Annotated in this window: 17 protein-coding genes and 1 CRISPR repeat array; of the genes, 4 read left to right on the top strand and 13 right to left on the bottom strand. The window is 35.0% G+C overall.

The genetic code is table 11. The features are described from left to right. The first annotated feature begins 144 nt into the window (after positions 1–144). On the top strand, positions 145–723 hold the full coding sequence (locus LACWKB8_RS05100) for a phosphatase PAP2 family protein (protein ID WP_370448315.1): 579 nt from the start codon (positions 145–147) through the stop codon (positions 721–723). Between the two features lie 77 nt (positions 724–800). Here the strand turns inward: LACWKB8_RS05100 and LACWKB8_RS05105 are convergent, their stop codons facing one another. Next, positions 801–2,354: an L-lactate permease gene (locus tag LACWKB8_RS05105; protein ID WP_038522895.1), complete on the bottom strand. Its 1,554-nt coding sequence runs from the start codon at positions 2,352–2,354 to the stop codon at positions 801–803. A gap of 300 nt (positions 2,355–2,654) precedes the next feature. Continuing rightward, on the bottom strand, positions 2,655–3,485 hold the full coding sequence (locus tag LACWKB8_RS05110) for a DegV family protein (protein ID WP_038522898.1): 831 nt from the start codon (positions 3,483–3,485) through the stop codon (positions 2,655–2,657). A 243-nt stretch (positions 3,486–3,728) separates the two neighbouring features. Between LACWKB8_RS05110 and eno the strand changes: the two genes are divergently transcribed. After that, positions 3,729–5,015 carry a phosphopyruvate hydratase gene (gene eno / locus LACWKB8_RS05115; protein WP_038522901.1) on the top strand — a complete coding sequence of 429 codons (1,287 nt, stop codon included), beginning with the start codon at positions 3,729–3,731 and terminating at the stop codon, positions 5,013–5,015. 249 nt (positions 5,016–5,264) lie between these two features. Next, positions 5,265–5,564: a CRISPR direct-repeat array (repeat unit 36 nt; unit sequence GTTTTAGATGGTTGTTAAATTGATGATGATTAGAAC). Between the two features lie 188 nt (positions 5,565–5,752). Here eno and LACWKB8_RS05120 read toward each other — a convergent pair. Continuing rightward, positions 5,753–6,085 (bottom strand): YxeA family protein, encoded by a 333-nt coding sequence (locus LACWKB8_RS05120; RefSeq protein WP_038522904.1) that lies wholly within the window; start codon positions 6,083–6,085, stop codon positions 5,753–5,755. Between the two features lie 217 nt (positions 6,086–6,302). On the opposite strand from LACWKB8_RS05120, the gene LACWKB8_RS05125 reads away from it, so the two are divergent. Continuing rightward, positions 6,303–8,576, top strand: coding sequence for an HAD-IC family P-type ATPase (locus tag LACWKB8_RS05125; protein WP_038522907.1), 2,274 nt, complete (start codon positions 6,303–6,305; stop codon positions 8,574–8,576). Positions 8,577–9,011: 435 nt separating this feature from the next. Here LACWKB8_RS05125 and LACWKB8_RS05130 read toward each other — a convergent pair whose 3' ends face one another. The 10 genes from LACWKB8_RS05130 to LACWKB8_RS05175 form a co-directional block, all read right to left on the bottom strand. Next, a complete protein-coding gene (locus LACWKB8_RS05130; RefSeq protein WP_038522909.1) occupies positions 9,012–9,530 on the bottom strand; it encodes a GNAT family N-acetyltransferase in 519 nt (172 codons plus the stop codon). Positions 9,531–9,758: 228 nt separating this feature from the next. After that, complete coding sequence (locus LACWKB8_RS05135) at positions 9,759–10,700, bottom strand: aldo/keto reductase (RefSeq protein WP_038522912.1); 942 nt, start codon at positions 10,698–10,700, stop codon at positions 9,759–9,761. A 468-nt stretch (positions 10,701–11,168) separates the two neighbouring features. Beyond that, on the bottom strand, positions 11,169–11,696 hold the full coding sequence (locus LACWKB8_RS05140) for an adenine phosphoribosyltransferase (protein ID WP_038522915.1): 528 nt from the start codon (positions 11,694–11,696) through the stop codon (positions 11,169–11,171). Positions 11,697–11,796: 100 nt separating this feature from the next. Further along, complete coding sequence (gene recJ / locus LACWKB8_RS05145; RefSeq protein ID WP_038525004.1) at positions 11,797–14,073, bottom strand: single-stranded-DNA-specific exonuclease RecJ; 2,277 nt, start codon at positions 14,071–14,073, stop codon at positions 11,797–11,799. Between the two features lie 41 nt (positions 14,074–14,114). Next, positions 14,115–15,947, bottom strand: coding sequence for a translation elongation factor 4 (lepA, locus tag LACWKB8_RS05150; RefSeq protein ID WP_038522918.1), 1,833 nt, complete (start codon positions 15,945–15,947; stop codon positions 14,115–14,117). 101 nt (positions 15,948–16,048) lie between these two features. Then, on the bottom strand, positions 16,049–16,984 hold the full coding sequence (locus LACWKB8_RS05155) for a YitT family protein (protein ID WP_052059658.1): 936 nt from the start codon (positions 16,982–16,984) through the stop codon (positions 16,049–16,051). Between the two features lie 14 nt (positions 16,985–16,998). After that, positions 16,999–17,310 carry a PTS sugar transporter subunit IIB gene (locus LACWKB8_RS05160; RefSeq protein WP_207204680.1) on the bottom strand — a complete coding sequence of 104 codons (312 nt, stop codon included), beginning with the start codon at positions 17,308–17,310 and terminating at the stop codon, positions 16,999–17,001. After that, positions 17,300–18,628 (bottom strand): PTS sugar transporter subunit IIC, encoded by a 1,329-nt coding sequence (locus tag LACWKB8_RS05165; protein ID WP_038522921.1) that lies wholly within the window; start codon positions 18,626–18,628, stop codon positions 17,300–17,302. The genes LACWKB8_RS05160 and LACWKB8_RS05165 overlap by 11 nt, the downstream gene beginning before the upstream one ends. A 1-nt stretch (position 18,629) precedes the next feature. Then, positions 18,630–20,033 (bottom strand): glycoside hydrolase family 1 protein, encoded by a 1,404-nt coding sequence (locus LACWKB8_RS05170; protein ID WP_242491922.1) that lies wholly within the window; start codon positions 20,031–20,033, stop codon positions 18,630–18,632. Then, positions 20,026–20,367 carry a PTS lactose/cellobiose transporter subunit IIA gene (locus LACWKB8_RS05175; RefSeq protein WP_038522926.1) on the bottom strand — a complete coding sequence of 114 codons (342 nt, stop codon included), beginning with the start codon at positions 20,365–20,367 and terminating at the stop codon, positions 20,026–20,028. Before LACWKB8_RS05175 ends, LACWKB8_RS05170 begins: the two co-directional genes overlap by 8 nt. Positions 20,368–20,512: 145 nt before the next feature. Between LACWKB8_RS05175 and LACWKB8_RS05180 the strand changes: the two genes are divergently transcribed. Beyond that, positions 20,513–22,396, top strand: a complete 1,884-nt coding sequence (locus LACWKB8_RS05180; protein ID WP_038522929.1) for a transcription antiterminator — start codon at positions 20,513–20,515, stop codon at positions 22,394–22,396. Positions 22,397–22,432: the final 36 nt, after the last annotated feature.

The raw sequence follows: 22,432 nt of genomic DNA on the forward strand, positions 1-22,432 counted from the left end.
AAAACTATTACTTATATCGAAAAAGTCTACTAATATTGCAATTCTTAAATTTTATTCAAGAGTAAGTTTTTATTTTTATACCAAACAAAGTTGCTGTTAAAATACAAACGAGTAATAGTTATAGGTAGGGATTTAACTTTGAATATTAACTTCTGGATTGCAATTTTATCTGCAGCCATATTGTTGCTACTTATTTTCAATGTCAGAAATTCTCGTCGGTTCAACTTATTCGATCATTGGCTTCACCATAAACTACTGATTAGAAAGCACGATGGAATTGGCTGGCAGATTATAGCCTTTATAAATGATCCTAAACTACTAGTGGTCTTAGACGTATTTCTTGCTAGTTTCTTAATTAGTAAAAATAAAAATTTACTTGCTTTTTGGGTGCTATTTACTTTAGGCTTTACAGATTTAATAGGAATATTTTTAAAAAAATGGATGCGCAGAAAACGTCCGATTTTGCACTCAGACTTAGAAGAAGGCTATAGCTTTCCGAGCGGTCATGTTTTAGGCAGTACGGTAATGGCATTAATAATCTGGCAAATTTTTGCCAATCAATTAGGAAATCGGCTGTTATTAATTTTAGCTATCATTTGGCTGATGGTTGTGATATCGCGAATTAGTCTTAAAGCTCACTTTCCTTCAGACATTTTGGGAGCTACTTCTCTAGCAGTTTTATGCTTTAGTATTGCACAGCAGCTACTTTTCTTAATTATTTAATCAAAAAACACCCCTGATTTTTATGAATTCAGAGATGTTTTTAAGTATGAGAAATTTGACTTACAGATTAATCAATATTATAAGTAACTTAACATTTTACCGGCAACAAACACGATAATACACAATATTGCAGTGTACCATGCACAATGAGGCAGAGCTTTCTTAAGAATAACCCCCTCTTTACCTTCAAGTCCAGTTGCACCAGTCGCGATTGCGATATTTTGTGGTGAAAGCATCTTACCAGCGGTAGCACCAACCATGTTAGCTGCTGCCAGCCAATATGGACTTACTTTCAGTGCATGGGCAGCTTGTACTTGCAATTCACCAAAGAGTACGTTAGCTGAGGTATCACTACCAGTAATAAAGATTCCTAGTACACCGATGATTGGTGAAATTACTGGGTAAAATGCACCAGTTAAAGTTACAAGACTAACCGCAATAACGTCAATCATTCCGCTGTAGCCCATGACTTTGGACAAAGCCACAATAGAACAAACAGTGATAATTGTTTTAACCAATTGTTTGATTGTGCTCGTTAATACGGAAAACATTTCCTTAAATGATAAGCCTTGAATAGCACCACCAATGATACTTGAAAGCAGTATTAAAGTACCTGGGGATGATAACCAGTCAATGTCAACCGGTTTGGCATTTGCACCATTGTAGAAGTGGAAACTAGTTTTGACACTTGCCAGTGCATTATGTATTGCAGGAAACATTGATGAAGTGAAGATAATAAAGCAAAAGACCAAAATGAATGGTACCCAAGCTTTGATTTTTTCAGCAGTAGAAATTTGCGCTTTTTCTTCCTTTTCATCACTAGAGGATCCTGCTTCATCTTTCTTGCTGTAACCTCTAATAATAATCACCAAAAATAGCAAACAAACTAATGAACCAACAATTGAAGGTAGTTCAGGGCCTAAGTACTTAGTAATGAAAATTTCTGGTACTGCAAAAGTTAAACCAGCTACCAAAGTGCAAACCAATACACCTTTGCCTTTGAATGACTTAAGGCCTTTACCCTCAGTCATCATTACCAAAACGAATGGCACCAGCATCATTAAAACAAACAATTGTATAGCAATTAAATAACCTAATTGAGTTACTCCCAGTCCTGTTACTTTAGCAAGAGTTGTTACTGGTAGACCAACAGCACCAAAGGCTGTAGGAGCAGTATTTGCGACCAAGCACACTACAGCGGCTTTAATTGGGTTCATACCCAGCATTATTAAAATACTTGCAGGAATCGCTACCGCAGTACCGAAACCGGCAATGGCTTCCAAGAATCCGCCTAATCCCCATGCTAAGATTAATACTAAGAATCTCATATCCTTGGTAATTGAAGTTAACATAGACATTATTGTATCCATTCCGCCTGATTTTCTACTGATGTTGTAGATAAACAGAGCCGAGATGATGACATAAATTATCGGCCACAAAGCCATGATTATACCATCAATTCCCGCCGTGATACTGTTTGAAAACGAAAAGTGGAAACCGACAATGCTCAGAATTAATGATAATGCAAAGCCGATTAAACACGCCAAGTCACCCCGAATGTGAAAAACACCCAGGGAAAGTATCAGCCACACGATTGGAATGATCGCAAGGACTGTTTTAACTAAATCCATTATTATTCCTCCAACGAAACTTATTAATATGATTAAACTAAAACCTCTCATTAACTAAAAGATAGATTTTAAATAAAGATAAACTTGATAGCGCAGTTTGGTTTGTGATGAAAGCGCTATCTAATTTCATTATAGCACTATGTTCTGCACTTTAGAAGATGAATTTCATTTCACAATCTATGTAACAAAAGCGCTTTCTTTTTCTTACAAAAATAAGTCCTAACTTTATATTGTTAGGACTTAGGCTACATTTTTCTAATCTGTTATCTATAGAACAAATAAAATCTGGGTTAAAAAACTTTAGAGGTCATCAAAACCGATCATTAGACTGCCTTCTTCGGCATAAAAGGTACATAATCCCCTCATTGGACGAATAGTTATCGCAGCTTTAGGATAAAGCTCTAAAATTTTTGCTTTTAAAGTTTCAGCATCTTTCATGTTTTTGCATTGGTCAATGATAACGTGTCCACCCTGATACTTCATTTCACCCATTAATTTGATGATTTCTTTAAGCGCCCGCTTAATGCCGCGCACCTTTGCCAGTGGCTCTAATTTTCCTTCATCACTGGCAGTCCCTACTACATCAATATTTAAGACCTTGGCCACTTTGGCTACAGCCATATTGACACGTCCATTAAGTGCTAAATTGTGTAAAGATTTCAATACAACGAGCAAATGCGTATGGGTTTTGTAATCTGAAATTTTTTGCTCTAGATCAACAAAACGGGCATTACTATTAACCAACTTTTGAATTTCTTGCAAAATAACCGAAATCTCGGGTCCAGCTGTTCTGGAATCAACCACAATTACGTGGCTGTCGGGATGATCTTTTTCATATATTTGTTTTGCTTGAAACGCGGAAGAAAAGCTGCCACTTAAACCACTGGTTATGGTCATAATGATAGCTCGCTTACTTCCAGATAAAGCTTCAAGCCATTCGTTGATACTGGGACAAGAAGTTTTACCTTCTTCCGTATTCTTCTCCATACTGGCAATAAATCCCTCAATATTAAGATTCTCATTATCGACAAAATCCTTGCCAGAAATAGTCATTGTCAAAGGAACGACAGTCAAATTGCTATTTGCCTGGTCATTTGAACCGGAATCTATAATTAACCTTACTTTTGTCATATTAATATTCCTTTTTGAAATAAACCAATCTTTTTAAAAATTGTATAGCATAATAATAAATCAAACCTGTCAAAAAAGCGACAAAATTATTTTTAATATTTTTTAACATTAGAAATCGGTTACAAATGTTTACATAATCACAAACTTAGGCTAAAATTTGACATGTAGATATGGAGCCTATGCTCCACTAATGTATGTACTTACACAAAATAGTACAGCATTTATTATTTAGGAGGTTTTTAGATGTTAAAATCAGTCATTGAAAATGTTCATGCACTGGAAATCTATGATTCACGTGGTAACCCAACAGTTGAGGCTTTTGTAACCTTATCAAACGGTGTTGTTGGTAAAGCTGAAGTTCCATCAGGTGCTTCAACTGGTGAAAACGAAGCCGTTGAATTACGTGATGGTGGCAGCCGTGTTGGCGGCAAGGGCGTATCCAAAGCCGTTGAAAACGTAAACACTGAAATTGCCAAAGCATTAAAAGGTTTGGATCCACACGATCAGGCAAACATTGACCGCGTAATGATTGAATTAGATGGTACCCCTAACAAGGCTAAGCTTGGTGCTAACGCTATCTTGGGTGTATCAATGGCTACTGCAGCTGCTGCAGCAAAAGATAGTCACCAACCTTTATACAGATACCTTGGTGGTACTGATCTTGAAATGCCTCAAACTTTCCACAACGTTATTAACGGTGGTGAGCATGCTGACAACGGTATTGACGTTCAAGAATTCATGATCACTCCAGTTAAAAAGACTTCATTCCGTGATGGTTTTGAAAAGATCGTTAACACTTACCACACTTTGAAGAAGGTTCTTGAAGACATGGGTTACGAAACTGGCCTTGGTGATGAAGGTGGTTTCGCTCCTAACATGAAGAACTCTGAAGAAGCTTTACAAGCTTTACACGACGCTATCGTTAAGGCTGGTTACAAGCCTGGTGAAGATATTGCCATTGCGTGTGACTGTGCTGCTTCTTACTTCTACAACAAAGAAGACGGCAAGTACCACTTCGAAGGTAAAGTATTTAACGATGAAGAATTAGCTCAATACTACGACAAGTTACTTGACGAGTTCCCAGAATTAATTTCAATTGAAGACCCATACGATGAAAATGATGTTGACGGCATGATTAAATTTACTCAAAGCCACAAAGACAGAATTCAAATTGTTTTGGATGACTTCATTTGTACCAACCCTAAGCTTTTGACTAAAGCTATTAAGGAAGGTGCCGGTAACGCTTCATTAATCAAGTTAAACCAAATTGGTACTGTTACTGAAACTTTGGAAACTATCCGTCTTTCACGTAAGAACGGATACAACACCATGATTTCTCACCGTTCAGGTGAAACTGGTGACACATTTATCGCTGACTTTGCCGTTGCTGTTAACGGTGGTCAATTGAAGACTGGTGCCCCAGCTCGTTCAGAACGTGTTGAAAAGTACAACCGTTTGCTTGAAATCGAAGAAGAACTTGGCGAAGGCGAGCGTTTAGCTACATTCCCAGACAGTGTTGACAAAGACTAATTTGTTAATAAAAAAGCCTGCAATATTGCGGGCTTTTTTAGTGTCCAAATTTTTAAAAATGTGTTTTTAGCATAAATCCAAGATTTAAACTTCTATGCTATAATTTGAGTAAACATTTAATTTCTAAAACTGCATTATCAGGACTAGATTAGCTACCTTTTTCCTGATATTGCTGCAAAAACTGGTCGTGTTTCTAATATTATTTGGTTTAATTCAACCATATTATTAAAATTTGATGATAAAACATCGGTTTTAGATGGTTGTTAAATTGATGATGATTAGAACCCCTTTTTTAAACGAGCGACACTGTTGACTGTTTTAGATGGTTGTTAAATTGATGATGATTAGAACGGACTTAATCAGGTTAAGGATCAGAGAACCGTTTTAGATGGTTGTTAAATTGATGATGATTAGAACTTGCTTAATTCTTCAACCATTTTGGTTCCCGTTTTAGATGGTTGTTAAATTGATGATGATTAGAACTTTTGGCAAAGCTCGCGCGAATTGTTGAAGGTTTTAGATGGTTGTTAAGCAAAACCAAAAATTATCATAAGCTCACAATAAAAGGCTTGCTTTTAAAGCAGCCTTTTTGTTTCGCCTATTTAACCAGCCAATTAGAAAATACAATTAATACTAGTCTTTTACAATATCTGTTCATTAAGTTCTTCATGCTAAATAACCAATAATTTTTAAAATATGATACAGACAATGTGGCAAGATCTGCAAATTTATTAAAACTAATTATTATTTACTTTCTTGTTGAATTCTCTCTTTGAAACATACTGAATTTTCTTAACATACTGACCTCTATGATCAATTTTGATATATTGCTTAGAAGGGTCGTAACCACCTACTCTTGTGATTCTATATGGAAGTTTCTTACCAGTCTTGGCATCATAAGCTTGAACGTTAAAATACTTTTGGGTATTCTTTTCTACTTTAGCATAACTTTTAGTTTCGAGAATTGTAAGATTGAAACGATCGAAAATTTCATTGTGAATAAAAAAGGGAAAACAAAAGAAAAATGCAATTGCTAACACAAAGACAAAAAATATTTTTCTAAAATTCATGATTACTCCTTATCCAATTTGGTTTTATAGATTTAGCAGATTAGCTAAAATAACTGCTTAATTTAAATTCTAAGTGTATTAATACACTAGTATACCTTTATTATACACTTTTCATAATTTTTTACGAGTATAGCAACAATATCTATTTTATTTGCTAGCAAAAGTCAATTATTTATGCTACTTTAAGTGCAGTATTTAAAACTAAGGAAGTAGTAATATGTCTGAAAAATTTAAGGGTTTAAGCCAAGCCGAAGCAGATAAACTTCTTCAAAAAAATGGTTTAAATGAAGTTCCTGAACCTCAATTTAACTTTTTCAAAGAATTTTTATCTAAGTTATGGAATTTATCGGCCTGGATTTTAGAAGCTGCCCTCCTTTTGGAATGTATCTTAGGTAAGTGGATTCAATCATTGTTTGTGCTTTTAATGTTGCTTTTTGCCGCATGGAACGGTGCTTCTAAGAAAAAGCAGTCACGCAAAGTATTAAACAATATTTCTCATAAGCTGACACCTTCTATTTCTGTCCAAAGAGACGACAAGTGGCAAAATATTGATTCCAAATATTTAGTCCCAGGTGATTTAATCAGCATGCAGGCTGGTGATGTCCTAGCAGCAGATGTGCAATTACTTGAAGGTCAGATCTCTACTGACGAAAGTTCGATTACTGGCGAGGCCAAGACAGTTCGTAAAAATCCGCAGGATACAGCTTATGCAGGTACAACTGTGACTGAAGGAAACGGACTTGCTCAAGTCACAGCTACAGGAGCAAATTCGCGTTCTGGTAAGACAATTAACCTGATTAATAATTCAGCTGCTCCGGGACACCTACAACAATTATTAACCAAAATCATTTATTATCTATGTATTTTAGATGGTATTTTGACACTAGTAATCGTTGTGGCATCCTTTTTCAAAGGTGGCGACCTCAACAATTTAATTAATATGTTGCCATTTTTAGCTATGATGTTCATAGCTTCCATCCCTGTTGCTATGCCCTCAACTTTTGCACTCTCAAATTCCTTTGAGGCTACCCGTCTAAGTAAGGAAGGCGTCTTAACATCAGATCTGACCGGTATTCAGGACGCAGCTAATCTTAATCTGATTTTGCTAGATAAAACCGGAACAATCACACAAAATAAAACAGCTGTTGGTCAATGGACAAATTTTAGTTCATTAGATAATAACCAAGCCCTAGAATTTGCGACTGCTGCCACAGACCAAAGAAATAAAAAAATTATTGATACGGCGATTGATGACTATGTAACTGGTTTAGGACTTGAAGTGAAGACAGGTACTGACTTTACGCCATTTACTTCTAGCACCGGTTATTCAATGGCTAATTATAACGGGCACAATATCAAGCTGGGATCTTTTAAGCAGCTCTCGCTCATTGATCAGAATGCTAATGAAAAAGCTAAAGATGTTGATTTTAGTGCGGGACGCTCAGTTGCTGTACTGATTGACGATAAATTAGCCGGAGTCTTTATTTTGCAGGATATGGTGCGTCCTGATTCTAAAAAATCTCTTGGTGAGCTTAAAAAGCGTGGCGTCAAACCAATTATGCTCACAGGTGACAACCAAAAGACTGCTGAAGCTGTAGCTAAGCAAGTCGATTTACAAGGCGATGTCATATCAATTCATGATTTTAATGATGAAACTGATACCAATAAATTAGCGGGTATTGCGGATGTTTTACCCGAAGATAAGTTAAAGATGGTTAAGTTTTTCCAGAAAAAAGGCTATATCGTCGGAATGACAGGTGACGGTGTTAACGATTCCCCCGCTTTGAAACAAGCTGAAGTCGGAATTGCTGTTTCCAACGCGGCTGATGTTGCCAAACGTTCAGGCAAGATGGTTCTTCTAAATGATGGTTTATCTTCAATTGTTAAAATTCTTGACGCTGGCCACAGGGTCTATCAAAGAATGACAACCTGGTCGTTAACTAAATTGGCGAGAACTGCGCAATTAACTATGCTTTTGACCTTCGGTTATCTTTTCTTTAACTATATCCCAATGGCGTTAAATGCAATGGTTATTTATACAATTATGAATAATATGGTCACAATGATGATTGGTACGGATAGGACTCACATTACCTATAAGCCTGAAAATTGGAATATGGCCCGCTTAGCCAAAATTGCTTTTTCACTTGCTTTCGGATGGACGGCCATCGGCATCTTTGCTATTGCATATCTTAATACTCACGGTTATAGTCACGGTACAGTGTCAACCATGGTCTACGTCTACCTTGTCTTAAGTGCTATGTTTATTATCTTAATCACCAGAACTAAGCGCTACTTTTGGCAGGATTACCCGTCAAAGGCTGTTGGTTTAACTCAGTTAGGTGATGTAATTTTAACAGTAATATTAGCTTTATTTGGCATAGCAATGACTAAAATTACATGGACGAATCTATTACTAACGTTCGCTGCTGCTTTGATTGCCGCTATCATTATTGACCTCTTTTATCAGCCGATAATGAAAAATCGCTAGTTTATTAATTTAATAAAGCAAAAGAAAAACCTGATCTTGGAATTTCTCCAAAATCAGGTTTTTTAAGGTATACCGATGAGTTCCTGAATTTTCCATCACATCGGTAAAAAGGTTTTGTATATGCTATTTGGTATAATAATTTAGAATAGGAAAAAATAGTTAAATTAATCAGGAAAATTAATTTTGGTAAGATGCGAGTCAACAGCAAAAATAAATTTTACTTTACCAATGACCCTCATATCCCCCCTTTCGCTGGTTGTACGTTTATAACAAATGCTGCATAAACATGTAGCAAGGGCTACATTATTTATGCTTTAAATTACATTCGTTATCTTTATCTTAATACATAAAATAACTAATGTAAACTATTTAGTTTTATTTTTTTACTATGAAATCAGTAAAATTTACTGATTTTAAATGTGTTAAATAACGAAATTATTTCTTTAATTCATACACGTATGAAGTTTCATCTGGACGATAAACCCCGTGTAACAAACCCACTTTAGTAAATCCCATTTTTGCAATCAGATGTTGCATTGCTTGGTTATCTTCATGAGTATCAATTCTAATCGAATCTATATCAGCACGATTGTCTTTAATATCATTAATAACAGCCCGCAATAACTTAGTAGCGTAGCCTTTACCAGAATGCTGTGAGTGAATTGCCACACGATGGATAACTACATATTTATCAGTGTCGCATAGCCATTCACCATCTAAATGATCATAAATATGATCCGGTCCGTCAACAATTGCAATTGCTCCAACAGTTTCTTGATCTTCAGATACGGCTAAAAATGCCCAGCCATTTTCGATATCTTCTTTAATTTGTCCTTTTGACGGATATTCACCTTGCCACTGGTTAACACCGTGCTCAGCTAATTGATTAGCACCGTCTTTCAAAATAGCGATAATTTGGTCAAAATCGGCCATAGTTGCTTTTCTTAATTGCAAATTACTCTATTCTCCTTTTTTTGAAATACTGTACCATTATATATACTTGACCCCAGCTTGTAAAAAATTTGCACTTTAAAAAAGAAAAAAATTTCATTTTTCAGTAAACGCTATCAAAAGAGTGTATAGACAGATTAACCTTATTTCAACTAATTTTTACTCAATAAAAAAAGCCTTGCTCTCACAAGACTTTAAACTTAAAACTAGAAATAGATCTTCGTTAGGCTTTTAAAAATCACTAAACAATTGATCAATTTCTTGATATTCACTTGGTGACAATTTAACTGACATGGCTTTTGCATTGCTTCTGACCTGGTCAGCATTGCGCGCACCCGGAATCACTACACTAATTGCTGGATTAGCCATATACCATGCCAAAACAGTCTGGGTAACTGTTGCCTCATGCTTAGTTGCTATCTCACGGATACCCGCAATACCCTTGATTGCTCTGTCATACCGGTCTTCGTTAAAATCACCCAGCAGTTTTCCGCCGTCAGTACTGTTAAACTTGTCCCAATCACCAGCTCCGTATTTACCAGTTAACAGACCTGAAGCTAAAGGGAAAAATGGTACAAATGAAATATTTTGCTCGTGTAAATATTCCAGTTCTTCCTTAACGGGAGCCCGGCGCACCAAACTATAATGATCCTCAACGATATCAACTTTCCCATTTTTATTTGCTTCTTTAATTTGGCTCAGAGAAAAGTTAGAAACACCAATAGCCCGAATTTTACCAGCTTTGCGAATTTCATCTAAAGTTTCAATTGCTTCATCTTTTGGTGTATTCTCATCTGGGTAGTGCAAGTAAAAAATATCAATATAGTCTGTTTTCAACCGTAAAAGTGCCTCATCAACGGCTTTTTTAATGAAGGCAGCACTATTATTAGGTGCCATATTTTGTGACTTATCTTGGGCAGCCTTGGTAGCAATAATTACTTTTGAGCGATCATAATTTTGCAAGACATCCCCAATGATCTCCTCGGATCTGCCGAGTCCGTATACATAAGCAGTATCAAAAAAGTTGATGCCCTGCTTGAGAGCCTCGCGCAGTAAATCATATCCGTCTTCTTCATTTAAATTTTTAAATAAGTTATGTCCCCCAACTTTATTTGTTCCTAAACCCAACTTAGTTGTGTAAACATCACTTTTGCCAATTCTTATTTTATCCATATCTATTCACTCCCAAAAAGCTATCGTAGCTGACAACTTATAAATTAGCGTTGTTTTTCTAAACTAGTAATGCACTATAGTGCAAGGTAACAAACTTATTATTAATGTTTTTTCAGTAAATAAATTATTTAGGTTAAGCTAATTTATATTTTCACTTAGCCACTACCTTTAAACTACAGAGTATGGTAATTTTTTAGCAAAAATTACTAGATTTAGAAAGCGCTTACAACAATGACAAAATTTTACTTTAATTAAGTTTTCTGTCCACCTCTTAAAAACTCTTTTATTACTATCCGTATTTGTATTTTAACGATTATTAAAGCCAACAGTCAAGTAAGTATTCTTTTCTTATTAAAAATAGCGATTTTGTTACTTGGACTGAGGCTAATAAAAAATTGTCAATTTAGCTACCAAAAAAGTTCCCCAGAGATTGACCCTCAGGGAACTTTTTAATTGCATGTTATTCACTTAAGCACCGTGGTACTTAACTAATGAGTAAACATCAAGTCCCGGTAATTTTTCTTTTCCTTTTAGATCAGGTAATTCAATATAAAAAGCAGACCCAACTAATTCTCCACCTAAATTTTCAATTAGTTGCTTACATGCTCTCAGAGTTCCTGCTGTAGCAAGTAAATCATCACAAACTACCACACGCTGACCTGGTTTGATTGCATCTTTATGTATTTCCAAACTATTAGAACCATATTCCAAATCATAAGAAGCACGTTCCACTTCTCTAGGTAACTTATGTGGTTTCCTAGCAGGTACAAACCCAATACCCAATTCAGTAGCTACGGGACAGCCAACTATAAAACCACGGGCCTCGGGACCTACAATGACATCAGCATTTTTGCTTTTAACATATTCTGCTAATTCATGAGTAGCTGCTTGAAACAATTTGCCATCCTGTAAAATAGGAGTGATGTCACGAAAAATGATCCCCTTATTAGGGAAATCCTTAACACTTGCAATATGTTTCTCAAAATCGTTTGCCATAAGAAGAAAAAACCTCCAAAACTTAACTTTCTTGCTAAAGCTTATCCGACCTTAATATTCTAACAGATTTCAAGATTAAAAGCACTAATAATGTGAAAAATTAATGTTGCTTTGATTGCTCATTCACGTACATTAGCAATTTTTTACTAGGCATATTTCTTAATTCACGAATGAAGGCAATTTGTGACCTAGTAGCAAGATAATACCGTGAAGCCGTTAACTTACTTTTAGCAGGGTGTTTAACAGCATAGATTTTATTATCTGTTATTTTAATAAAGTGCAGCTCAGAAAATACACGTAAAATAAATAGAATATGATCATAACTCTGCTGTAGAAAAGGTCCAACCAAGCGATAATCCTCAATCGTTAAACCAGGATGTGTATATACGTAGCGCAATACATTTTCAAAATCTGACTTCACAGGCATTTGCGTCACCGGTAATCGATCCAAAATAAACCGTAAGTAAAGCTGAGCATAATTATTAGTTAAAGCTGCATCTAATTCACTTTGATTATGGGGAACGTCAAGAAAGACAGCTACCTCGGCCTCACTATCGTAATCATTAATCAACGTAATTTTTGCAGGATCAATATCATATTTTGTAGAAGCAGAAATCTTATTTTTTTCGTCAAATAAAAGATACCTATCCGCAAAACCCATAACATATTTTTCGGATCGTAAATCAATAACTGGTGCAGGAACAGCTAATTTAGGGGCCGCAAAAACAATACCTTTAATTATACCTTGCACTTTAGTTTGATTACGAAAACAATTTTCTTGTAAGCCAATAAAAAGCTGATCAATGTATGGTAAAAGGACCCTGGTTAAGTATTTTTTATTGAAACCTACCACATCCAATTTCTTATTGCTTTTACTGACAGTCAGTTTGATATGATTCTTATCTGCACCCATGTAAAAGCAGCCAGTAATATCAGGATGCTTAATGCTAAACACCGGCTCCACATTATCTGTGCCAAAAGGACCCGCCAATTTAATTTCCGCAATAGTCTTTAGATCAAGATTAGCAAACGGTAATTCAAAATCGTAATCTCTGATATTCTGGTTGTATGAACCATTAAAATTATTCTCAAAGGCTTTTCTTAAGGAAGGAATTTTTTCTTCAGTCATTGATAATCCGCAAGCAAAATCATGCCCACCGAATTTCAAAAATAGTTTGTCCTTTAAGGGATTTAGCGCATTAAAAATATTATAACCGGCAACAGATCTTCCAGACCCCTTGATAATTCCAGCTTCATTTTTGGTTAAAACTATGGTAGGTTTATGAGTTTTCTCAACCAACTTATTTGCTACTAAGCCCAAAACACCTTCATGAAAATCTGGTTGATAAATTACCAGAGTTTGACTTCTTTCCCAGCCATTATTTTTAACTTGCTCAAGACATTCTTGAAAAACAGTTGCAGTCAGTTTTTTGCGTTCATCGTTTAATTTTTCAACTTTAGCAGCTATCTCCTCGGCTTTTTCATCAGTATCACATAATAGTAATTCCACTGCCAGAGAAGCATTGGCAAGTCTGCCCACAGCATTTAATCTTGGTGCAATATTAAAGCCAACATCAGTTTCGTCAATATGTCCTAATTGTAAACCAGCTTTTTTTATTAAAGCTCTTAGTCCCGGCCGCTCAGTCTCATTAAGCATTTTAAGGCCACGTTTTACTATTACATGACCTTCTCCTGATACCTTGACCATATCACCAATTGTGCCAATCATTGCTAATTCTAATAATTCAGGCATTGGCTCCTGCATTAACGCCCGACAAATAGTGTAGGCAACACCCGCCCCACAATAATCATCAAACGGATATTTTTGTCCAGGATAATTGCAGTGCACCAAAGCGTAACAGTCAGGAACTTGCTCTTGAAATTTATGGTGATCTGTAATTATTGTATCTACATCTTTACTTTTGGCAAAAGCAACCTCGTCAACCCCAGTAATACCGTTATCTACAGTAATAATCAGTTTAGTCCTATCTGCTACAATTTTTTTGTAGGATTCAAGATTTGGTCCATAGCCATCTTTAAAACGATCGGGAATGAAAAAATGTACGTCGGCACCTAAAATGCCCAGTGTTTCCACCATAATAGTGGTGGCAGTAATACCATCAGCATCGTAATCACCATAGACCGTTATTTTTTCTCCTGCATCAATTGCTTGATTAATTCTGTTAACTGCCTTTTTCATGTCATGCATTAAAAAGGGATCAGCCAAATCAGCTTCAGTGGCATTAAACCAATAATCTATTTTTTCCGCAGTATTTATTCCGCGCAAAGAAAGCATCTTAGCCGTTATTGGGCTAAGCTGATACTTCTCAATTATAGCAGGAGCTAATTCTTCACCTTTACGTTTGCGCCATTCAATCATTAATTTAATTCAGCCTTTTGTCGTTACTTATCTTTATTTTAATTTAAATCGTCATCATTCATTTTTAAGACAGCCATAAAAGCATCTTGGGGAATTTCTACATGACCCACTGCTTTCATCCGTTTTTTACCCCGCTTTTGCTTTTCAAGCAGCTTTGCCCTTCTATCAGGATCTCCCGTATGAATTTTCCAAGTAACATCCTTGCGATATGGCTTAACAGTAGCACGAGAAATAATTTTTGCTCCAATTGCTCCTTGAATATCAACTTCAAAGTTCTGTCTAGGAATTAACTTCTTAAGCATTGAGGTCATTTGTCGCGCTCTATTTTGAGCTTCATCACGGTGAGCAATGAAACTAAGAGCGTCGACCACTTGTTTATTCAACAGAATATCAATTTTAACTAAATCAGTTGCCCGATAACCCGTAATTTCATAATCAAGTGAGGCATAACCTTTAGTGGAAGATTTTAAATCATCAAAAAAATCATAAATAATTTCGGCTAGAGGCATATTGTAAATTACGTTAACCCGATATTTGTCTAAATAGTCCATTGTCACAAACTCGCCCCGTTTGCGTTGACATAATTCCATCACAGGACCGACAAAATCATTCGGAACCATTACTTCTGCTTTAACAAAAGGTTCCTGCACTTCCTTATATTCACCTGCAGACGGTAAATCAGAAGGATTATCAATTACTTTGGTTGTGCCGTCATTCATAATCGCATGATAATCAACAGAAGGGGCAGTCATAATCAAGTCTAGGTCAAATTCCTGTTCAAGTCTTTCCTGCACCACATCCATGTGGAGTAAACCTAAAAAGCCGCACCTAAAACCAAAGCCTAAAGCAGTTGAAGTTTCAGGTTCAAATTCTAAAGCTGCATCATTGAGCTGCAATTTTTGTAAAGCTTCCTTAAGGTCATCATATTTTGCATTGTCTACGGGATACATACCTGAATAAACCATTGGCGGTATCTGACGATAACCGGGAAGTGGTTCCGCGGTCGGATGTTCTGCGGCGGTGATAGTATCACCAACACGAGTTTCACGAACGGACTTGATGTTTGCCGTTAAGTAACCAACATCCCCAGCAATCAAAATATCCTTTTTAACCGGATGTGGACTGGAAACTCCAACTTCAGTAACTTCATATTCCTTACCAGTATTCATGATTTTTATTTTATCGCCGGGTTTAACCGTACCTTCTTCAATCCGCACAGATAAAACAACACCGCGATAGTCATCATATTTTGAATCAAAAATCAACGCTTTTAACGGTGCTTGGAGATCTCCATTAGGAGCTGGTATATCTTTAACTATGCGTTCAAGTAACTCCTTAATTCCCTGCCCGGTTTTACCGGAAACTTCAACAGCATCGGAAGCATCTAACCCCAACATTTCTGTGATTTCCTCTTTAGCCTGTTCCGGATTAGCTGAAGGCAGATCAATTTTATTTATAACAGGCAAAATTTCTAAGTCATCATCAATTGCTAAGTATGTATTTGCCAAAGTTTGGGCTTGCACACCTTGCGAAGCATCTACAACTAACAATGCACCTTCACAAGCTGCTAAGGAACGGGAAACCTCATAAGAAAAATCCACGTGTCCTGGTGTATCAATTAGATGAAAAATGTAGTCTTCGCCATCTTGCGCATGATATTTAATTTCTACTGAGTTCATCTTGATGGTGATGCCGCGTTGGCGTTCCAGCGGCATATCGTCTAACATCTGATTTTTTAATTGGCGTTCAGAGACCGTATCGGTCAACTCTAAAATTCGATCGGCAATCGTAGACTTACCATGATCAATATGAGCTACAATGGAAAAATTGCGAATACGCTTCTGATAGTCTTGTAATTTTGTTATGTCCATAAATAATTTGCACCCTTTACTCTATCTTTATTATTATAACAAAGTAACTGAAACAGTTAAAAGCAATTAAGTAAAAAGTAAGGGTAGTCTAAACTATTTGATTAATTAGATTTGGTTTTTTTATTTAAGAAAAAATTTGGGGATTTCTTTCCTGTTTTTATCCTTGATAAAAAATTGGGCCTTTTATAAGTAAATCCTTCCCCTACTACTTCATTTACATGAAAAGAGACAATAAAGGCTGCGGGATCAAGAGACAAAACAATCTTTTTTAATTCATTTAATTCTCTAGCTGAAACTACGACAAAAAGAACACGACTTGACTTATGTGAATATCCTCCTTCAGCTTCAAAAATAGTTGATCCTCTGTTCATTTTCTTCATCACTAAATTAACAATTTTAGAATTTTGGTTACTGATAATAAAACTACCACTGGCTTCGTAAGGACCTTCTGTAATCAGGTTGACAACTTTACTTAATGTAAAAGAATAAATTAAGGTGTAAGCCATGTGTCTACTATCAATATAAACTAAAGAAAAAGTTAATATAATAAGATCCAAACAAAACAGTGTATGCCCAATAGGGATTCCTTTAAAGTGGTGAATCATTTTAGCAATGATATCTGTACCACCTGTGGTTCCACCAAAGCGATAGACAATTCCTTGACCCAAACCACCTGTCAGACCAGCACTTATTGCTGCCAGCAATAGGTCATGGTTGTAATCAATACTTAATTTAACTTGTTGCCAAACCCATAACCAAACTGACAGCATAAGCGTCCCATAAATTGTATAGATTAGGGCTTTCTTGCCCAAATAGCGATAACCAATTAAAATTAGTGGACCGTTAAGTAAAAGTGTCGTATAAGCTGGATTTAATTTAAAAACTGCTTTTAATATTAAAGTAATTCCGCTAATACCACCATCTGCGAGTTTGTTTTTTATGTTAAACAAAACCAGAGAAAAGGCAAAAATCATGCAACCTATTGCTATCATAATCAGATCTAGGAATTTAATTTGTTCGACATCACTTCTAGTCATTAATATTTCCTTTTTTAAGATAGTATTTCCTCAATTTGTTTAAAAACCTTATCAGCTCTCATTAACCCAAAATCTTGTGAGTTAATTGTAAATACAGGAATGTTTGAAGCCATCTTCTTAACATCTTTTTCTGCAAACTTAACTTGAGGTCCAAGCAGTATACAGTCTGTATTATTTAGATATTCTTCTATTTCTGATATGGGTATTGCCAAAATTTGGGCTTTAATATTTTTTTTCTTAGCTTCTTCCTCCAATTTGACTTGCATAATTCCGGTACTCATACCCGCGTTGCAAACAAGTAAAACTTTTATTTCCTTATGCAACATTTTCTCCGCCTCTTTCTTCTTCTAGTTTTTGCCTATCCCAAACTTTCAAGAATGGGTAATAAATTAGCCCGTCTATGATTATCATCACTAAAGTTAAAAATATTGATCTAAGATCCATATTTGATAAAAATTGCGCTATCGGGGCGGGAATATTCCAACCTGGATAAATAAACGTTTTATTTACAATTCCTATTGCCATACAAATATATGCGATTAATCCATTTATAGTAGGGGCAAGAAGCCAAGGAATAAAGAACAACGGATTTAAAACTATTGGCAGTCCAAAAATTAGCGGTTCATTTATATTAAATAGTGCAGGAATGATTGCTACTTTTCCAACAGTTTTTAATTGTACAGATTTACATCTCAAAACCATGACTGCCAGAGCTAATGTGGCGCCAGAACCACCAATTACCATCCAGTTCCACCATAATGGTTCAGTCCAAATATGTGGCAAGTTAGCTGCCGCTATACCTTTAGCGTATGCTGCGGCATTAGCACTATAGTTGCTGTACATTAAAGGCTCTAATAAAGAAGTTACAGCTGTATCATGAATTCCAAACCACCAGCAAATTTGTGACAGAATAGAAGATAGCGATAGACCGAAAGCATTATCAACAGTGACAACTAACGGATGAAATAGATTTAAAATTGCCTGCGGAAAAGTGATACGTAAAATTGAATTACAAAGCATAGCGATTACTGTACATATCACAGTGACAAAGATGATAGGAAAAATAGAAGCAAAGGAACTTTTTAAAGCAGGTGGAACCATATCCGGCATTTTAATTGTGCCAATCTTCTTAGTAGTAAACAGTCGGTAAAGCTCAGTAACAGCTATCCCAATGATGATACCTGCAAACAAGCCTTCACCACCCCAAAAATCATTACTTAAACCACCGTCTTTAGTAACCGACGTACACAAAATGAAAAACATTAATAAAGAAACAACAGAGGTAATAATAGTATTCATTTTGTAGTGTTTAGCTAAGAAATAAGCTATAGCTAATGATGTCCATAGACTGATACTTGACAACGTAACTGATCTAAGAATAACAAGCGGCATACCATAGTTATTAACAAATAGTTGCCAGCCTTTGTAAAAATTATACATGCTGTCAGTTGTTGCCATTTTGGTATAATCGACAAAAGGTGTGGTTATAATTGTGATTATTCCTCCAATTAGCATAATTGGCATTAGTGTCATAAAAGCTGATTGAATTGCTTGCAGATATTTATTTCTTTGTATTTTATTTGCAATTGGTAAAATTGATTTTTCAATCCACTTGAGCAAAAAATTGTCTTTTTGATTTTCCATGTTAGCCCTCCTCTGTATTTTGTAATATTAAATTTTTATACCAAAAGTAACTTTTTTTTGGTATTCTTTTTAGGTCATGATCAAAATCTACCCTAATTAGCCCATATCTTTTTTCATAGCCGTTTACCCAGCTATAAAGATCCATAGTTGACCACGCATAATAGCCTTGAACATTCACGCCCTCCTTCTTGGCTTTAAGCATATAGCAGATATATCTTTTCATTATTTCAATACGTTCGTCATCCACCACATAGCCTGTTTTGTCTGCAGTTTCGTATTCCCCGATACCGTTCTCTGTGATATAGATTAAAATGTTACCGTAATTCTTTTTTATATCCATAAGCTCATCGTACATGCACTTAGGGTATAATTCACTACCCCATTTTGTTCTGGGTATATCTGGATCGTAGTCTGTTTCAAACCAGTCTTTTATTTTAATTCCCTCTTTAACTTTGGAATTTTTACCCTTATTATTCATAAAGACTTCAGTTTTACCTTCTGTATAAGGCTTAATGAAGGCCCGTGAATAAATATTCAGCCCTAAAAAATCAACAATGCCGGACATAAAAATTGGTTTATCTGCTTTTTTCACAAATGACAAGTCTATCCCACTATCTTTTGTTAAAGTGAACAATTGCTGCGGAAAATATCCTTTACATACAGTGTCTGTTACCCATTTGTTGTAGAATAAATCGGCCTTTCGGGCTGCTTCCATACTTAGATCATCTGATCTTTTGGTTTGAACATTGCTAGTGTCAATTACTATTCCAATTCTCCCTGGAAGATTTAACTTTTTATATTCTCTTACTACTCTTGCACTAGCCAATAAAAGATGATAACCGGATTTACAGAAAGCATTGAAATCCAATTTTTTATTAGGAGGATAATTACCCACAATATAGCTACAATAAGAATAATAATTAGGTTCGTTAATAGTGGACCAAAGTGGTACTCTATCTCCGAAATATTTAAAACAAATTTGAGCGTATCTCACAAAATAGGTAATTGTTTTTCTATTTTCCCAGCCACCAATATCATAAATTGGTTTCGGTAAATCATAATGAAAAAGCGTTACGTTAGGAACTAAGTGATATTTAAGACAAGTATCAATTACTTTATTATAAAATTCTATACCTGCCGGATTTATCTCTCCTACACCATCGGGAATAATCCTTGACCAAGCTATAGAAAATCTAAATGTGTTTTGGCCACCATCAGCCAAAAGCTTGATATCTTCTTCATATTTATGATAAAAATCCGAAGCTACATCACCATTTACGTGATTAATATTCAATGCACTATGATGTGAGAAATTATCCCATTGCGTCTCTCCTCGGTTACCTTCATTCCAACCTCCCTCACATTGATAAGACGCTGTCGCACTTCCCCACAAAAATTTATTCATTTTCATGTATCTCCTTCCATAAATTTATGAACAACTTAGACATCCTCCCAAAAAAGATTGCCATAGTTAAGTGATCCTGAGCATGCACCATTAAAATACTATATGGGATATCTTCTTTATTAGTTTCAGATACCAATAATCCTGTTTGTGATTTATGTGCTTTGTTTAAGGATTCATTTCCCTTCTTTTGTAATATCTCTGCTTCTTTAAAATTTGCATTTTGTGCTTTTTCAACACTCTGATAGAAGTAATCAAACGCATCTCCAGAATTAGAAATTATTTCAAATGCCATTAACTGTATTTTTTGTTCTTTACTTTGGTTTTCCAAATCCATTTTTTCACCTTCTTTTTACTCAATAATTTAAAAGAACAAGAATGCGCTTGCAACTTTTGTTTTGCGGTATGCGCCGCATTAAAAAGATTGCGAAATATTTCAATCTATCCTATTTTTTAATTAAAGTCTTTAATGAGGAAAAAATATGCAGTTAAATAATCGCCAGAAAAAAATTCTCTTAGTTTTGCTTGAAAAAACAGACAGGATCACCGGTAAGGAATTGGCAAACTTTTTAAATGTTTCGCTAAGAACAGTCCAAACTGAAATTCATGATATTAATAATTTCTTACCTAGAACTATTTCTTCTTCAAATAGAGGGTATAAACTAATAGATAAAGATAAATTAGCGGGTAATATTAACCTATCGCTAAATGAAAAATCTTCTGAACAAAAAATGCTTCAAGAAAAAATATTTTTTGCGGAAGCGGCATTAGATATAGACGAATTGGCGGATCAATTTTATTTGAGTACGTCTCTTTTGAATAAATACTTAAATAATATTAAGCATGATTTTAAAAAATATAATTTAAAGTTAAATCGCAAAAAGAATAAATTAAGTATTTCAGGAAGTGAATATGACAAGCGCCTGTTTATCAGAAATATTATTGTCTCCGAGCTTGTAAATGAAAATAAAAGCTGGGAAATGACGTCATTAAAAATTTCTGCTAGTGATTACACTCATGTTAAGAGCATAGTATTAACTACAATTGAAGAGTTTAATTACTATATTGACAAGCCATATTTAACCAATCTAGTTATTAATGTTCTGATCACTTTATATAGAGATAGACAAGCACATTTTATTGAAAAAATTAAATACAATGTCTTTAAAGAATCAATTGAATTTCAAATTGCTCAAAGAATATGCGGCAGATTAACAGATCACTGGCCTATCATAATACCTAAAAATGATATCGCGTATATAGCTTTATCAATCAGCGGACAAATTGAACCAAAACAGTCTTTAGACTCTATGACAAATAATTACCAAATCTCAAAAACGATCAAATCGATTATCAAAGAGGTGTTTAATTATTATCTGTTAACTCTGGATTATGATGATATTCTGCCCCACTTTATTACTCATATTAGGTCTCTACTAAAACGAGCAAAAAGCAAACAATTTATTACTAATACCTCAATAATTAATTCAGTGAAAGAAACCTCTCCTTTTACTTATGATGTAGCAATACACCTAACTAAACTGTTAGAAGACAAATTTTTGGTCAAAATTCCGCCTACAGAAATAGATTTATTGAGTATTTATATTGGATATGTCATTGAACAAACAAGTCAAAAAGACGATAGGATTAAAGTCGGAATCTGTTGTCCAGATTACAGACATATCTCGAAAATTTTATCTAAACAGCTAAAAGAGAGTTTTGCCAGCAAGATACAAATAGTTTTTGTGGATAAGCGTGTACCTACTCAACACGAAATTAATCAAGTCGAATTAATAATTTCGACCATTAAATTTAATTCAATGGGCAAACCCTTTGTTCTAATTAGTCCCTTTTTCTCAGAAAATGAAAAACTAAAGATTGAAAAGAAAATAATCTTAGTTAAACAAATGAAGGATGAGATAGCACAAAAAAACAGTTTGGCCACTTATTTCAATAAAAGGCTCTTTTTTAAAAACAAAAATTTAACCTCAAAAAGTGACGTCATTTACTTCTTAGGGAAAGCTATAGTAGAAGAAGGTATAGTACAAGAGAATTTTATTCAATCTGTATATCAAAGAGAGACAATATCTTCTACCTGTTTTTTTAATTTATTTGCCGTTCCGCACGCCATTGAACTTAATGCGAAAAAAACACAAATCGCTGTTTTGTTAGAAGAAAATGGCATAGAATGGGATAAAGGTCATAAAATCAATTGTGTTTTCATGATTGCTGTCAGTCATAGCGATCGCAAAGAATTTATGAAGTTATATAACAGTTTCATACAAGTGCTTTGTAATCCCAAATCAATTCAAAAGATTATTTTATCAGAATCTTTTGAACAGTTTATTGCCAATTTTTTACGATAAAAATAAAAAGCAGTACTAAAAATTTTAGTACTGCTT

It is taken from the genome of Lactobacillus sp. wkB8 (assembly GCF_000761135.1).
In the GTDB taxonomy this organism is placed as follows: Bacteria; Bacillota; Bacilli; order Lactobacillales; family Lactobacillaceae; genus Lactobacillus; species Lactobacillus helsingborgensis.

Excerpts from the sequence above, each read along its gene's own strand:
- LACWKB8_RS05155 (WP_052059658.1), bottom strand. The coding sequence starts at position 16,984 with ATGACTAGAAGTGATGTCGAACAAATTAAATTCCTAGATCTGATTATG.
- LACWKB8_RS05165 (WP_038522921.1), bottom strand. The coding sequence starts at position 18,628 with ATGGAAAATCAAAAAGACAATTTTTTGCTCAAGTGGATTGAAAAATCA.
- LACWKB8_RS05160 (WP_207204680.1), bottom strand. The coding sequence starts at position 17,310 with ATGTTGCATAAGGAAATAAAAGTTTTACTTGTTTGCAACGCGGGTATG.
- LACWKB8_RS05110 (WP_038522898.1), bottom strand. The coding sequence starts at position 3,485 with ATGACAAAAGTAAGGTTAATTATAGATTCCGGTTCAAATGACCAGGCA.
- LACWKB8_RS05135 (WP_038522912.1), bottom strand. The coding sequence starts at position 10,700 with ATGGATAAAATAAGAATTGGCAAAAGTGATGTTTACACAACTAAGTTG.
- LACWKB8_RS05105 (WP_038522895.1), bottom strand. The coding sequence starts at position 2,354 with ATGGATTTAGTTAAAACAGTCCTTGCGATCATTCCAATCGTGTGGCTG.
- LACWKB8_RS05125 (WP_038522907.1), top strand. The coding sequence starts at position 6,303 with ATGTCTGAAAAATTTAAGGGTTTAAGCCAAGCCGAAGCAGATAAACTT.
- LACWKB8_RS05120 (WP_038522904.1), bottom strand. The coding sequence starts at position 6,085 with ATGAATTTTAGAAAAATATTTTTTGTCTTTGTGTTAGCAATTGCATTT.
- LACWKB8_RS05170 (WP_242491922.1), bottom strand. The coding sequence starts at position 20,033 with ATGAATAAATTTTTGTGGGGAAGTGCGACAGCGTCTTATCAATGTGAG.
- lepA (WP_038522918.1), bottom strand. The coding sequence starts at position 15,947 with ATGGACATAACAAAATTACAAGACTATCAGAAGCGTATTCGCAATTTT.
- LACWKB8_RS05180 (WP_038522929.1), top strand. The coding sequence starts at position 20,513 with ATGCAGTTAAATAATCGCCAGAAAAAAATTCTCTTAGTTTTGCTTGAA.
- eno (WP_038522901.1), top strand. The coding sequence starts at position 3,729 with ATGTTAAAATCAGTCATTGAAAATGTTCATGCACTGGAAATCTATGAT.
- LACWKB8_RS05140 (WP_038522915.1), bottom strand. The coding sequence starts at position 11,696 with ATGGCAAACGATTTTGAGAAACATATTGCAAGTGTTAAGGATTTCCCT.
- LACWKB8_RS05175 (WP_038522926.1), bottom strand. The coding sequence starts at position 20,367 with ATGGATTTGGAAAACCAAAGTAAAGAACAAAAAATACAGTTAATGGCA.